This is a genomic window from Streptomyces odontotermitis, assembly GCF_050510915.1.
Classification (GTDB): domain Bacteria; phylum Actinomycetota; class Actinomycetes; order Streptomycetales; family Streptomycetaceae; genus Streptomyces.
This window is the reverse complement of record NZ_JBNJLS010000006.1, coordinates 403084-417025: the sequence shown is the minus strand read 5'-3', so window position 1 is coordinate 417025 and position 13942 is coordinate 403084. Positions and strand designations below refer to the sequence as shown.

Annotated in this window: 13 protein-coding genes; 5 read left to right on the top strand and 8 right to left on the bottom strand. The window is 71.9% G+C overall.

From position 1 onward, the window contains the following. Positions 1-4: 4 nt before the first annotated feature. Positions 5-1630, bottom strand: coding sequence for an ABC transporter substrate-binding protein (locus ACQB60_RS20615; protein ID WP_496927475.1), 1626 nt, complete (start codon positions 1628-1630; stop codon positions 5-7). Between the two features lie 435 nt (positions 1631-2065). Here ACQB60_RS20615 and ACQB60_RS20610 point away from each other — a divergent pair, with 435 nt between their 5' ends. Beyond that, on the top strand, positions 2066-2362 hold the full coding sequence (locus ACQB60_RS20610; protein ID WP_496927474.1) for a hypothetical protein: 297 nt from the start codon (positions 2066-2068) through the stop codon (positions 2360-2362). A gap of 42 nt (positions 2363-2404) precedes the next feature. On the opposite strand, the gene ACQB60_RS20605 is transcribed toward ACQB60_RS20610, so the two are convergent. The 3 genes from ACQB60_RS20605 to ACQB60_RS20595 all read right to left on the bottom strand — a co-directional run bounded on the left by ACQB60_RS20605 (position 2405) and on the right by ACQB60_RS20595 (position 7123). Then, the gene (locus ACQB60_RS20605; protein WP_496927473.1) at positions 2405-4795 is read right to left on the bottom strand and encodes an FAD-dependent oxidoreductase; all 2391 of its coding nucleotides are present in this window, start codon (positions 4793-4795) and stop codon (positions 2405-2407) included. A gap of 1 nt (position 4796) precedes the next feature. Continuing rightward, the gene (locus ACQB60_RS20600) at positions 4797-5885 is read right to left on the bottom strand and encodes an alpha/beta hydrolase (protein ID WP_496927472.1); all 1089 of its coding nucleotides are present in this window, start codon (positions 5883-5885) and stop codon (positions 4797-4799) included. A 218-nt stretch (positions 5886-6103) separates the two neighbouring features. Beyond that, positions 6104-7123, bottom strand: a complete 1020-nt coding sequence (locus ACQB60_RS20595) for an NAD(P)H-dependent flavin oxidoreductase (protein WP_496927471.1) — start codon at positions 7121-7123, stop codon at positions 6104-6106. A 20-nt stretch (positions 7124-7143) separates the two neighbouring features. Between ACQB60_RS20595 and ACQB60_RS20590 the strand changes: the two genes are divergently transcribed. Beyond that, positions 7144-7362, top strand: coding sequence for a hypothetical protein (locus ACQB60_RS20590; protein ID WP_496927470.1), 219 nt, complete (start codon positions 7144-7146; stop codon positions 7360-7362). Positions 7363-7436: 74 nt separating this feature from the next. On the opposite strand, the gene ACQB60_RS20585 is transcribed toward ACQB60_RS20590, so the two are convergent. Further along, complete coding sequence (locus ACQB60_RS20585) at positions 7437-9080, bottom strand: GMC family oxidoreductase (protein ID WP_496927469.1); 1644 nt, start codon at positions 9078-9080, stop codon at positions 7437-7439. 80 nt (positions 9081-9160) lie between these two features. Further along, a complete protein-coding gene (locus ACQB60_RS20580) occupies positions 9161-10204 on the bottom strand; it encodes a DUF5954 family protein (RefSeq protein WP_496927468.1) in 1044 nt (347 codons plus the stop codon). 115 nt (positions 10205-10319) lie between these two features. Between ACQB60_RS20580 and ACQB60_RS20575 the strand changes: the two genes are divergently transcribed. The 3 genes from ACQB60_RS20575 (at position 10320) to ACQB60_RS20565 (ending at position 12784) form a co-directional block, all read left to right on the top strand. Then, positions 10320-10805, top strand: a complete 486-nt coding sequence (locus ACQB60_RS20575; protein WP_496927467.1) for a hypothetical protein — start codon at positions 10320-10322, stop codon at positions 10803-10805. Positions 10806-10940: 135 nt separating this feature from the next. After that, positions 10941-11603 (top strand): response regulator, encoded by a 663-nt coding sequence (locus tag ACQB60_RS20570; protein WP_496927466.1) that lies wholly within the window; start codon positions 10941-10943, stop codon positions 11601-11603. A gap of 92 nt (positions 11604-11695) precedes the next feature. Beyond that, the gene (locus ACQB60_RS20565; protein ID WP_496927566.1) at positions 11696-12784 is read left to right on the top strand and encodes a sensor histidine kinase; all 1089 of its coding nucleotides are present in this window, start codon (positions 11696-11698) and stop codon (positions 12782-12784) included. Positions 12785-12799: 15 nt separating this feature from the next. Here ACQB60_RS20565 and ACQB60_RS20560 read toward each other — a convergent pair whose 3' ends face one another. After that, positions 12800-13327, bottom strand: a complete 528-nt coding sequence (locus tag ACQB60_RS20560) for a SigE family RNA polymerase sigma factor (protein ID WP_496927465.1) — start codon at positions 13325-13327, stop codon at positions 12800-12802. Next, positions 13320-13940 carry a TerD family protein gene (locus tag ACQB60_RS20555; protein ID WP_496927464.1) on the bottom strand — a complete coding sequence of 207 codons (621 nt, stop codon included), beginning with the start codon at positions 13938-13940 and terminating at the stop codon, positions 13320-13322. Before ACQB60_RS20555 ends, ACQB60_RS20560 begins: the two co-directional genes overlap by 8 nt. Between the last annotated feature and the right edge of the window lie 2 nt (positions 13941-13942).

Here is a 13942-nt window from a genome sequence, read left to right as displayed (position 1 = left end):
CCTCCTAGTTGGCGTACATGCGGATCGAGGACGGGACGATCGCGCCCTGGCTGACCTTGAAGCGGGCCGCCTTGCCGAAGACGGGCGTGAGCGAGTTGTAGTACGGCACCACGTCGACGTGCTTGACCAGTGCCTCCTCGGCCTGCTGCCACTGCGGGCACCCGGCGGTCCCGACCTCGGCCGACGCCTTCCGCACGAGGCTCTGGTACGAGGCGTTGTCGACTCCGGCGAAGTTCACGCCCTTCGGCGGGGTCGGCCCGCTCATGAAGGGGACGAGCTGGGTGGGCACGGAGAGGGCGACGGGGCCCATGGAGACGTCCCAGTCCCCGGAGCCGAAGAGCGCGCTGTTCACGCCGGGGCTGTCCAGCGGCTTCAGTTCGACCTCGGCCCCGACGCTCTTCCACGCCTTCTGGATCAGCTCGGCGCCCGCGGCCATGGTGGCTCCGTGCTGGGAGCCGTACATCAGGCTGAGGGTGAGCTTCTTGCCGTTCTTGGTGCGGGTCCCTCCGGCACCCGGCCGCCAACCGGCCTCGTCCAGCGCGGACTTGGCCGCCGCCAGGTCGTGTCCGGGGAGGTTCCCGGTGACCGCGTCGCCGGTGCAGGCGCGTGGTGTGTCGGTGAGCATGCCCTGGGAGGGCTTTCCGGTGCCGTTGGTGATGACCTTGCCGACGTCGGACAGGTTCAGCGCCCGGACCAGCGCCCGGCGCACCTTCTCGTCCGCGCCGGGGCGGGCCTCGGCCTGGTTGAACCACAACTCGCCCAGCGGCGCCTGCACATCGGCGTGGAACAGCTTCTGGGCGGCGAGGCGCTTCTGCTCGGGGCCGGTCATCGCCGCGGCGTTGAGCCGGCCCGACTGGAGCAGGTTGGCGGCCGTGGTCTCGTTCGGGATGATCCGGACCGTCACCTTGTCCGGCAGCCCCTTGGTGTCGCGCTTGAAGTCCCCCGGCCCCCACGCGTAGTCCTTGCGCCGGGCGAGGGTGTAGTGGTCGCCCGCCACCGACTCGGTCAGGGTGAACATGCCGGTGCCGCTGCCCTTGCCGCCCTTGGCCAGCGCCGTGCGGTCCTTGAGCCCCTTGCCGCAGGCGATCGGCACGGACCCGGCGTTGCGCAGCAGGAACGCGTCCGGGGCGCCGCTCTTGAGGGTGACGGTGCGCTGCTGGTCGTCGGCCTTCGCGGTGGTGCCCGGCTGGATCTGCACACCGGCCAGGGGCGACTTGTTCTTGGGGTCACCGATGTAGTTGATGTTCGCGGCCACTTCGCCGGCGGTCAGCGGCTTACCGTCGGAGCAGGTGAGGCCGGGGCGCAGCGTGAAGGTGGCCTTCGTGGTCGTCGCCCGCCACTTCTGCGCGAGCCCGGCGACCGGCTTGCCCTGGTCGTCGAGGTGGATCAGCGGGTCGTACAGGTAGCGGTTGATGCCGATGGCGATCGACATGACGGTCTTCGCCGGGTCGAGGGTGCCCGGGTCGGAGGCGAAGGACGTGGTGAACGTCTTGCCGTCCGCGAGGGCGCCGCCCCCCGCGCTGCCCGAACCGGCCGTCCCCCCGCACCCGCCGGCCACCAGCGCGGCGACCGCGGCCAGTGCCGCCACGGCTGTTGCGGGCGGTCGGCCTGGCTTCTCCCACGTGGACATGCGGATCCCCACTTCCGAGGCTGCGAACCGGTGATGTCGGGAAGGTAGGGCACGGGATCAGCGAGGGCTTCGTCGTTCACGACAAGGTGGAGCGGCTCGTTCATCGGGGCCGACAGAAGAGGGCCCATGACGTTGCGTCAGGCCGTGGCTCGGGGTGTCCGCAGCGTGAGATGGCGTTGCCGGGCGCGCCGGTCCGTGCCAACATCCGCGCCATGCTGCGTCAGCTCATTATCAGCCGCGGCGTGCCGGCCCCGAGGTGACCTGGAGGCAAGCCCTCCCGGCAGCTCACCGCCCGCACGCAGACCTCTCGCGAACAGCGAGGGGTCTTTTTGTTTTCGCCCGCCACGACATCGCCCGCCGAACACCGATCACCGATCACCGATCACCGATCACCGATCACCGATCACCGATCACCGAGACAAGGAAGCACCTGTCATGACGAACACCACCGTCGAATCCGCCCCCTGCGTACTGCCCCAGCCGCAGACGGCACCCGCGCAGAGCCCGACCTGCCGGTTCACCGTGACGCTCCACGACAGCCGCGAGGTCCTTGCCAAGATCGTTTCGACACTGCGCTCGGTGCCGGTCCAGGAGCTGTCCTACGCGGCCTCTGATTCCGTACGTTCGGCCTGGGCCACCGCCGAGATCGTGGTGGACCGGGCCGACGCCGCCCGCACCCGCCGACGGCTCCATCGCATGGTGGGCGTCCTGGCGGTGGCCGAAGGCCGTTGACGTCCCTGGGCGTTCGCGCGTCGGCCCAGGAGCGTTCGCGCGTCATCGCGGGGAGGTGATGCCGTACAACTTCCAGAGGTGGTCGAGGAAGAACCGGTGGAACCGGGCGAGTGCCGCGGGACCGCGCGGTCCCGTGGTGCGCAGCGTGGTGAGCTGGCGGAGGAAGTCGGTGGCCCTGATGTGGAGCACGCCCGTACCGATGCGGGGCGCGGCGCGTTCGTCCCCCTGCGGCACGTGTCCGCTCAGCAGCCGGAAGCGGAGCGTGGTGCTCTCCGGCCACAGGCGGGTGACCGGGGCGGGCGCCAGGTACTTCGTCCCGACCAGGGTGCAGGGGCGCTGCGCGGCGTCCGCGAGGTACAGCCGGTAGCGCAGTTCGCGGCGCCCGGGTGCCGTGCCCGTCGCGAAGATGTTCACCACGCCGCGCTCCACGGGACGGCGGCCGCCCAGCGCGGCGGCGTCGATCCAGCCGTCGGCGCGGGCCGGGTGCTCGGGGTCGTCCAGGAAGTCGTCGATGTCGTCGACGGTCACGGTGAGGCGCGCCGAGAGGTGCTCCTCGGCGGCACGGTGTGCGACGGGGTCCGCTGCGGGCGGGGTCACGGCGCAGTGTCCGCGGAGGGTTTCCGTGAACTGGACGGAGGTGTGCGGCACGTAGGTGTCGCGGTGGGTGGGGCGTTCCGCCGCGCCGGGGCGTCCTGCCGTGCCGGGGCGTCCTGCCGTCGCGTCGGGCGCCTGCTCCAGCAGATGTGTGCACGCGCGGTCCGCGAGCGCCGCGATGGTCAGCGCCGGATTGGTGCCGACCGGTCCGGGCAGTGCCGCGGCGTCCATGACGTACAGACCCGGATATCCGTAGACCTCCCCGAAGGCGTCACAGACTCCCTCCGCCGGGTCCCGGCCCATCGGGCTCCCGCCGCACGGGTGCACGGTGACCGTCCGGTTGAGCAGCCAGCTGGGGCTGTCCGCGTAGCGGGCGCCCATCTCCTCGGCGACGCACCGCAGTGCCGTGCGGAGGCGGGCGAAGTAGGCGGCGCTGGAGGCGGGCGACCACGTGGCGTCCAAGGTCCCGCCGCGCAGCCGCAGTTCGCCGTCGGGGACGTCCCGGCCCATCCCGAGCAGCGGAAGGCTCGTGTCGGAGAGGGCGCCGTCTCCCAGGAGGTCGGAGACCGGCTTGGCGAGGCGGACTTCGGGGCGCCGCGTGGCCCGGGACGCCAGGTGGCGCAGCACGAACCGGGAGGCGCGGGTGGCGTCGTGCCGGACGTCGGCGGCCTCCACGAGCCAGGTGACGAACGCCGGGTAGCCCCCGTCCTGGATGTACGCCCCGCGTCCGAGGCCGTCGTCGCCGTCGAGTTCGTCGGGCAGCCGGATGGTGCCGGTGATGACGGGGCCGCGGCTGGGCCCCATGCTCCGGCCGCGGCCGTCCGCCCCCTTGGCCCGCACGGCGAAGGAGAGGAGGTCGCCGTTGCCGGAGAAGCGGGTGCCGAGCGCGGTGCTGATCCCCGGGAACCCCCGGGCGCTGCGCAGCAGCAGGTGCGTGGTGCCGAGCGCGCCCGCGGCCAGGACCAGCCGGTCGCAGGTGAGCGTGCGCGGCGGCCGGTCGTCGGCGGCGGCCGGCCGCCCGTCGTCCTGTGGCGCGTAGGTGACATACCGCACCTCGTACCCGCCGCCCGGACGGGGGCCGATGCGGCGGACGTCGTGGCCGGTGCGCAGGTCGGCGCCGTGCCGGCGGGCGGCGGCGAGGTAGGTGAAGTCGAGGCTGTTCTTGGCACCCTCGTTGCAGCCGATGTTGCACTCCCCGCACAGCTTGCAGGTGCGCCGGCCCACGCCGTGCAGATCGCCGTACTCCGGGGTGACGACGGGCGCTCCGGGGCGGGGTTCGGCCCCGTCCTTGGGTGCGAAGCGCACGGCCAGGGGCGGCAGCGAGAAGTCGAACCCGAGGCGGTCCGCGGCCGCGCGCAGCGCATGCGTCTTGGCCGTGTCCGCGTATCCGGGGCGGTCCAGCGGGTAGGGCACCGGGCCGAGCATCCGCTCCACCGCGTCGTAGTGCGGGTCGAGTTGTGCGCGCGTCACCGGCCAGCATTCGTATCCGCCGCCCGCAAGGGGCTGTTCCTCGACGAACCAGCGCTCGTCCTTGCGCAGCAGCACGTTCGCGTAGATGAGGGAGCCGCCGCCGAGTCCGCTGGCGGTCACCGCGTCGAAGCCGCGGAATGCGCGCACGTCGAAGAGTCCGTACAGGCCGTCGTCCGGCGCCCAGAAGGCCCGCGCGGCCTGCGCGGGGGTGCGCGCGAAGCTGCCCGGCGGGTAGGCCCGGCCCCGCTCGAGGACCACCACGCTCCGGCCGGCCTCGGCGAGCCGGTACGCGGCGACGGAGCCGCCGAATCCGGAGCCGATGACGACGGCGTCCACGTGCTCCGCCCCGCCGGTCGTCTCCCGCCCCATGTCAGACCGCCCGCCGCTTCAGGAAGTCGACGATCACCGGGAAGACGTCCCGGTGCGCGTCCTTGCCGATGATCGGGTCGACGTATCCGTAGCCGGGCAGGACGGCGAGCTCGTACGACTCGGGGGCGTGCCGCGACAGTTCGCGGTGGCACACGACGTTGGCGTCGCCGAAGACGCGGTTGCGGTCGCCGGTCAGGAAGAGGACCGGGGTCCGCTGCCGCTCCGCGTCCGCCAGATAGTCGTCGGGGAGCGCGGCGTGGCGGGGGTCGGCGGGGTCGTGCTTGACCGCGTGACCGGCCCGGATCATGTCGCTGATGTGGTGGTAGTAGTGCAGCCCCGACGGCCCGAGGAGGTCGCCGATGCGGTCGTGGGTGACGGGTGACAGCTTGTCGTGGCTGTAGAGCGCGGGCCATCCGGCGCCCCACATGAAACTCACCATGTGGCAGGCCGAGTTGTCGCACTCGGGGTGCGCGAGGGACACCAGACGGGAGAGCGTCCATGCCGGGCTGAAGCGCGGTGCCTGCGCCATCCGCGGCCCGACCTCGGGGAGGACGCGCGCCAGCAGGGGAACCGTCGCCGTCTTCCACCGCGACCAGGTGGGCACCCGCACGATCAGCGAGACGCTCTGGGCGACGAAGCTCGCGATGCCGTCGACCACGCCGCCGAACAGGCTCATCGAGAAGGTCGTCGAGCCCATGCAGTGCGCGATGACGTGGACCCGCCGGTCCCCGACGTGCCGGCGCAGCTCCGCGAGGGCCGCCGGGTGGTCGTAGTGGGCGACGTCGTCGAGCGTCGCGTCGCCCGCCTCGGTGTTGAAGGGGTACCGGTTGCTCATCCGCAGATCCACGGCCCACACATCGGTGAAGCCGTGGTCCAGCAGGAAGTTCGTGAGGTTCTCGTGCTCGGGCATGATGAACAGGTCGCTGGACGCGGTCAGCCCGTGCACGAGCAGCACGACGTCGTCACACGCGCCCCTGCGGAACCGCGTCAGGTTCAGCGTCAGCCCGTCCTCGGTGCCGAACGGATGCGTGCTGATCCGCGCGTCCCGCACGCCCTCGACGGTGTGCCGGGCAATGATGCGCCGCTCCACCTGCCCTCCCCTCCCGGGACCCGCCCCCTGATGAGTCCGGCCATCGAGGACGGCGCCCCCTGTCTCCTCGGCAAGCTACGGCCCGGCCACGGCCGGGACGTCCCGCAGTGGGTTGATTTCGCCGTAAACCTGAGACGTAGTGGGCGGGTTGAGCGGCTTGGAGGGGGAGCTGGGCCGGAGCAGGTCAGCTCGGCCGGGTCAGGACGCGTGCGGCCTGGTCAGGACATGTGCGGCCGGGTCAGGACGCGTGCGGCCTGGTCCATCACCTCGCGGACGATGTCCCCGGCGGGCCGGACGTCGTGGACGAGGCCGACGCCCTGCCCCATCAGCCAGGGCATCTCCTCCCAGTCGGCTTCGGTCGCCGGCACCGGCGGCAGCACGTTGAACTTGCGCAGCACGGTCTCCGCCCCCTCGAAGACCGTGGTGCCGACCTGTTCGAGGTCGTCCCGGACGGTCGGCACCTCGGCCCGCCGGTCGTTCCACTCGGCCACCACGCGGTCGCGCTGCACCCGCATCGGGTTGAACTCCGGCCACTCGGGGCCGAAGATCCCGCTGAGCACCGTGTCCTCGCCCAGCGAGTTGATCAGCCGGCGATGGTGCTCGGGATGGACCTGCGCCTCGCGCGAGGCCACCAGCCGGGTGCCCACCCACACGCCGTCGGCGCCCAGGCACAGGGCCGCGGCGACCTGGCGCCCGTCGGTGATGCCGCCCGCGGCCAGGACCAGCGCCCGCTCGCCCACGGCGTCCACGACCGCGGGCACGCCGACCATGGTGGGCAGACCGCCGTAGTTGTGCCCCCCGGCCTCCCAGCCCTGGGCGACGACGGCCTCCACGCCGTCGTCGACGGCCCGCCTGGCCGCGTCGGCGGAGCCGATCTGCTCCCACACCGAGACCCCGGCCGCGCGCAGCCGCGTGAGCTGGTCGGCCGGCGGGTGACCCCAGTGGAAGGAGACGATCGGCACCCGCTCCTCGGCGCAGACGCGTACGAGGTCGGTGTTGTCGAAGTACGTGATCAGGTTGATGTGGAACGGAGCGCTTCCCGCGCCCTTGCGGAGCTCATGGACGGTCTGCCGGAGCCTCTCCGGGGGCATCAGCCCGGCACCCACCGCACCGATGCCGCCTGCCGTGCAGACGGCTGTCGCCAGCTCCGCGGTACCGCCCGCGAAGGCCATCCCGGCGCAGACGAACGGGTACCGGACCGCGTACTGCTCGGTGAGCCGGGTGGACAGCACGCCCATGTCGGCCTCCTCCTGGAACGGTGCTTCTATGGGCGGGGGTCGGCGGGCGCCGCGCAGCTCACAGCTGTACGGTCCGGACGCCGCACCGTACGTACACGAACTCCGTCGGCGACCACACGGTCGAGCAGTTCCAGCTGACCGTGTACGCACCGCAGCCCGACAAGCAACTCTGCGACAGCGCGCGGTCGTTCGCGGCCACCGTCGTGCAGAACATCGCGCGGCGGCTGCCGCGGAGCTGACACGGGGCACCGCTCGGCCGCTGTCAGCTCTGCATCGCCGTCGGCGCTTCATCGTCATCAGTACTTCATCGTCGTCAGCGCTTCATCGTCATCAGCTCCGCGCACCGCTCCCCGATGAGCATCGCCGGTGCGTTGGTGTTGCCGCCGGTGATGGACGGCATCACGGCGGCGTCGGCGACGCGCAGGCCCTGGATGCCGCGCACCTTCAGCTCCGGGTCGACGACCGCGTCCGCGTCGTCGGCTCCGCCCATCTTGCAGGTGCCGACCGGGTGGTAGACGGAGTGGATGCGCTGGGGGAGTTCGCGGGCGAGGTCCGCGTCGGTGGCGAGCGCCGCGCCCGGGTGCAGCTCGCCGGTGACGACCTCGTCGAGCCGCTTGTGCGCCATGACGTCCCGTACGAGTTTCATGCCCTCGATCAGGAAACGGGCATCGGCCGGGTCGGAGAGGAAGCCGGGGTCGATCAGCGGGGCGGTGGCCGGATCGGCGGAGGCCAGGCGCAGCTCGCCGCGGCTCTTGGGGTAGATGAGGGTCGGCATCACGGTCAGCGCGGGCCGCTTGTCGACGCTGTGCCGGATGGGGGCGTCCTGGTTCGGGCTCGGATACGACCAGGGCAGGGCGTGCAGCTGCAGGTCGGGCTGGTCGGCGGGGGTCTCGGCGGCGGCCGTGCGGACGAAGCCCATCGCCTCGAAGACGGTCCGGCCGAGCCAACTGCCGCCGCGCAGCGTCTCCGCGAGCATGCCGCCGAAGAAGTGCGAGGCGGTGCCCCGGTGTTGGGCGGTGGGGGCGAGGAAGGTCATCGGCACGAAGAGGTGGTCGTGCAGGTTGCGCCCGACCGGCAGATCGGCGGCGACGTCGAGGCCCAGGCCGCGCAGCTGCTCGGCCGGGCCGATGCCGGACAGGAGCAGCAGTTGCGCCGAGCCCACCACCCCGGCGGACAGGACGACTTCGCGTCCGGCGCGCAGCACCTGGCGCCGGTTGCCGTCGGCGATCTCCACGCCCACGGCGCGGTCGCCGTCGAGCACGACGCGCCTGACCATGGCGGCGGAGCGTATGCGCAGGTTCGGCGGGCGGTCGTCGCCGAGGTAGGCGTGCGAGGCGCTGTAGCGGACGCCGTCGCGCGCGCTCATCTGGACGATGCCGACGCCGGTCTGCTCGGCGCCGTTGTAGTCGTCGTTGCGGGGCGTGTCCAGCCCCTCGGCGAGCGCCTCCATCAGGGCGCGGGAGGCCGGGGTGAGGCCGCTCTGCCGGGTGACCGCGACCGGGCCGCCGGCGCCGCGCACCTCGCTCGCGCCGCCCTCCCAGTCCTCCATCCGCTTGTAGGAGGGCAGGATGTCCTCGTACGACCAGCCGGTGCAGCCCGCCGCGGCCCAGTCGTCGTAGTTGCGGCGGTGGCCGCGCACGAACAGCATGCCGTTGACGGCGCTGGAGCCGCCGAGCAGCTTGCCGCGGGTGACGGGGATGCGGCGGTCGGCCGCGTGCTTCTGCGGCACGGTGTAATAGCCCCAGTCGAAGCGCTTCTTGACCTGGGGCACGGAGTGCATGACCGAGATCATGCCGGGGACCCGGATGACGCGCGATCGCTCAAGGCGCCCGGCCCCCGCCTCCACCAGGATCACGCTCGCCCCGGCGTCCGCGAGCCTGCGCGCCACGATGCAGCCGGCGCTGCCCGCGCCCACGACGATGTAGTCCGCCTCAAGACCTGATGGTGTGTCAGTCACGCGGCGCAGTGAAACACGTTCCAGGCCAACGGACAATACGCAGGACGGATGTGCCTCCGGCCCGCCCTGCGTCTGTGACGTCAGGTGCCGAAATGAACAGTGCCGTCGTCGTCCATGGTCGGGTGCATCTTCATCGGCCCGTAGGTGTCCTCGTCGCTGGGGCGCGGGGTCTCGGGCCCGTCCGGCCCGATGCGGACCAGGCGCTGGATGCGGCAGATCCGGAACAACAGCTCCCCCACGCGCACCTCGTTGGCGTCACCGGCCGCCCGGAACTCCTCGGCGGCGCGCGCGTATCGGGCCCTTTCCTCGGCGTCGAACTGGTGGACCATCGGCCAGCTCTCCGTCATCGCGCCGTACAGCGTCCGCCGGGCCTCGTGCGGAGTGGACTTGGGCCCCGTCCGCGGCTGCCAGCCCTCCTCGGCGCTGAGCTCGGCCACTCCGTAGCCGACGGGCAGCAGGGCGATGTCGGGGTGGGTGACCACGGCCCGCTCGGAGTCGGCGGTCACCTCGTCGGGAAAGCGTGCGCCCCGGTAGGCGAAGTCCCGCAGCGCCGCGAGCAGGGCGCCGGTCATCGGGCTGCCCGTCCGCGTGCCGCTGCTCACCTCGAACCCGATGTCGATCATCCCGTCCGCCCCTGCCGACGCGGCCGTCCTGCGGTGCTCCCGCCAGGTCCGGTCGGTCGCGTCCCGGTCGGTGGGCCGGGGCGGCTCCAGTCCGTCCTCGCCGATCCGCGCGATCTCGTCCCCGCGCACCACCCGGTAACGGAGCCCCAGCACCTCCAGCTCGTCGACCGGCTCGTTCTCCAGCACCTTGACCGCAGCGAGCAGGTCGCGCCGCATCGCGGGCCCGTCCGCCTCGTCCTTGGCCTTGAACCACAGATGCGAGTTGAGCGCGTCGCGGGCCTGCTGGGGCATGCCGTCCACCACCGGCGAGAGCACCCGCCACTCGGGACCGTCCGCGGGATCCTGCACCGCGATCCCGAACACCGGCCCGCGCAGGGCCAGATGCGGATACCGGACCGAGGCGTCCACCGCATCGGACTCGGCTGCGAGTTCGACGGGATCGTCCCGGTCCACCAGATCCGCATGCAGCCGGGCCAGACGCCGTTGCCAGTCTTCGGTCATGGCGCCATCGTGGTGCTCTCGGGGAACGCGGCAGGTCGGAAGGCCGCAACTGATCGAATTCTCCTGCCGGAGGACGCCGAATGATCACCTTCGCTCTGCCTCGGAGGGAGCCGACGTGTCCCACGATCTGGTGGTCCGCTGCCGTGAGGTCAGCGGTGCTCTCATGGCGTTCATCGAGAAGACGCCCGACCTTAAGGCGCGGCTGGACAACAGGTACGACCGGTGGAACGTGAACAGGGCCCTCTTCAAGAAGCGACTCTCGGCCCTCGCTCTCGTCGTCTGCTACGCACTGGCCGTCGATGACCCGCGCGGCGACGTCGGCGCCCTCCGCCTGGAGAAGTTCCTCGACGTCTTACGGGACAGCTCACTGGCCGAGCTGTTCGCCCCTATCAGAATCGCGCCCGAGTTCCACGACATGGAGGACGTACGGGATGTCTGGGTCGTCTCGGTGTGGGCGACCGGCATGACTCCCCACTACTTCGGCCGCCTGCACGCCTGTCTCGGCGACCTCATCAGGAGGGTCCTCACCAAGACCGGGCCCGACTGCACGGCCGCAGACCTCATGGCCCGGGCGGCGCAGCCGCCGGACGACACAGCATGACCGGCCCCGGACGTCCCGCCAACCGGCTGGAGACACCCCGCTGACCGGCTGCTCTCTCCCGTGGTGGGACGCCGGTGCCCGCTGGTGGACATAGCCTCGACAGGTCAGGGTCGGGCGGCGTACGGAGGAAATCGCGTGATCCGGGTAGTGGTCGTGGACGACGAGGCGCTCGTCCGGTCCGGTTTCGAGCTGATCCTCGGCGCGGCCGACGACGTGCGGGTGGTCGCCACGGCGACGGGCGGCGACGCCCTCGCGACCGTGCGCGCGGCCGAGCCGGACGTCGTCCTGCTCGACATCCGGATGCCCGACGTCGACGGGCTCACCGTGCTGCGCGACATCCGGGCCCTGTCCGATCCGCCCGTCGTGGCCATGCTGACGACCTTCGACACCGACGAGTACGTGCTGACCGCGCTGCGCTCCGGCGCCGCCGGGTTCCTGCTCAAGGACACCGACCCCGCGCAGCTGGCGCAGCTGGTGCGCACGCTGGCCGCCGGCGGAGTGGTGATGTCGCCCAAGGCGTCCCACGCCGTCCTGCGCGGCCACCCGGCCGGGCCCGCGCGCGACGACGCCGAGGTCGCGCGGATCGGCAGTCTCACCGACCGCGAGCGCGAAGTGCTCGTCCTGATCGCCGAAGGGCTCTCCAACGGGGAGATCGGGGCCCGGATCCACCTGAGCCCGGGCACGGTGAAGGACTACGTCAGCGCGATCCTCGGCAAGCTGCGCGTGAGCAGCCGCGTGCAGGCCGCGCTGCTCGCCCAGCGCGGCGGTCTCCTGGACGACCGGCAGGCACCGCAGTGACCCCGACGACCGCACAAGCAACGAAGAGCGCCAAGGCCGCGAAGGCCGCAAGGCCCGCCGGGTTCGCGGGGTTCGCGGGGATCCTCGGGAGGCTGCCTGCCTGGCTCGTCGACTGCGCGCTCGTCGCCGTCTCCGTCTTCGACGTGTGGTGGAACCTGGAAGAGCCCTCGACGCTGGAGCAGGCCGTGGCGGACCTCACCTGCGGCTGCCTCTTCTTCCGGCGCCGCTTCCCGATCACCGTCACCGTGCTGACCCTGCCGGGCTCGCTGTTCCTGGACGTCGTGGCGGCCCCGGTCATCGCCCTGTTCACCCTGGCCGAACGCACCCGCAACCGCCGGCTGCTCGCCGTCCTCGCGCTGCTGTCAGCACTCACCTCGTCGATCACGTGGCCGCCGACCGACCTCGACGCCAGTGACCGCACCTGGACCCTGGTCTACTTCGGCTATGTGCTCTGCATGGTGCTCGCACCGGTCCTCGTCGGCCAACTCGTCCAGGCCAGGCGGGACTTGTCGCACCAGCTCGACGAGATCGAGGAGGCCCGTGAGCACGAGCGCGCCCTGCACGCCCAGGCCGCCGTCGCCCGCGAGCGGACCCAGCTCGCCCGCGAGATGCACGACGTGGTCTCGCACCAGGTGAGCCTGATCGCCGTGCAGGCGGGCGCGCTCCAGGTCTCCGCCAAGGACTCCGGTACCCAGGACGCGGCCCGCACCATCCGCTCGCTCAGCGTCGACACCCTCGACGAACTGCGGCACATGGTCTCGCTGCTGCGCGCCTCGGGCAGCAGCGGTACGGAACTCACTCCGCAGCCCACCCTCGCCGACCTGCGCCAACTGATCGCGGGGAGCGGCATCGAGACGACCGTCACCGGCGACCTTCCCGCGGACATCGCCACCCCCGCGCAGCGCGCCCTGTACCGCGCGGTGCAGGAGGCTCTCACCAACGTCCGCAAGCACGCCCCGGGAGCGCGCGCGACGGTGGACCTCTGGGACCGCGGCGACGAGTTCGGCGTCACCGTCACGAACACGGCCCCCACCCGCCCCTCGCTGACCCTGCCCAGCGCGCACCAGGGCCTGGTCGGTCTGCGGGAGCGCGCCGAGCTGCTGGACGGCACGTTCGTGTCGGGGCCGCTGCCCGACGGCGGCTACCGCATCAGCTTCGGCATCCCCGCCCGCGCCGACTGACCGCACGCCTACGGCTCACCCGGTTCGGACAGCTGTCTCCTGCGCGGCGAGTTCCTGCCGCAGGAGCGTCAGCGACCGGTGCAGGGTGCTCTTGACCGTCCCGGTCGACATCGCCAGTGCGTGCGCGGTCTCCTGGGTGCTCAGCTCCTCCCAGTACCGGAGCACGACCACGCTGCGCTGCCGGACGCTCAACACCATGAGCGCGTCCAGGAGTTGGTGCCGGTCGAGCAGCTGCCGGGTGCTGATCTCCTCCTCGCCCGTCTCCGGAAGGTGCTCGATCGGCACCTCCTCCAGCCGTCGCGCCCGCCACCACTCGGTCCGCAGGTTGATCATGGCGCGCAGCAGATAGGCGTCGGCGAGGGACTTGTCGGCGATGCCCGCCCAGTACGCGCGCGTGCGCATCAGGGCCGTCTGCAACAGGTCCTCGGCGTCGGCCGGGTCGGCCACGAGGCGGCGCGCGCTGCGCAGCAGGGCCGGTCTGCGCAGCCGTACGTACTCCGCGAACTCCTCGTGCCGCGGGAAGCACACCGTGGGCTCAGGCATGGCGGTCGATCACCCGCAGCAGATCGGGGAAGGTCTGACCCGCGGCGGTCCTGCCGATCGCCGACATGCCCCAGCCGCCGCCGCTGCGCCGCACGTCCGCCATGATCAGCGACGTGTGTGGGCCGGCCTCGGTGAACGTGTACCGCGCGAACTCGCGTCCGGAGCTCTCGTCGACCAAGCGGCAGTAGGCGTTGCCCACTTGCTCGAAGGTCTGGCCCGAGAACGAGCTCACGACGAAGACGATCCGGTCCGCGGAGGCCGGCAGACGCGACAGATTGACGCAGACGTATTCCTTGTCTTCCCTGCCTCCCCTGTCCCCCTTGTCGCCCTTGTCGCCCTCCCCTGCGATGCCCTTGGGCAGGGGCCCGCCGATGTGCTCGACCGAACCGTCCGGGCTGGCCGGATTCTCGGTGAAGATCACGTCGATGAACCGCCCGCGCCCGTACAGGACGGCGAAGGTGCCCAGGTGCACGCGGTGGCGGCGTCCCAGGGCCCCGAGCAGCCCGTGGTGCGGGGTGGTGCGCCAGCCGAGGCCCATCCGCATCAGGCCGAGGGGGCGGCCGTTGTCCTTGGTCAGTTCGATCTGCTGGCCCTTGGCCATGAGCACGGGCATGG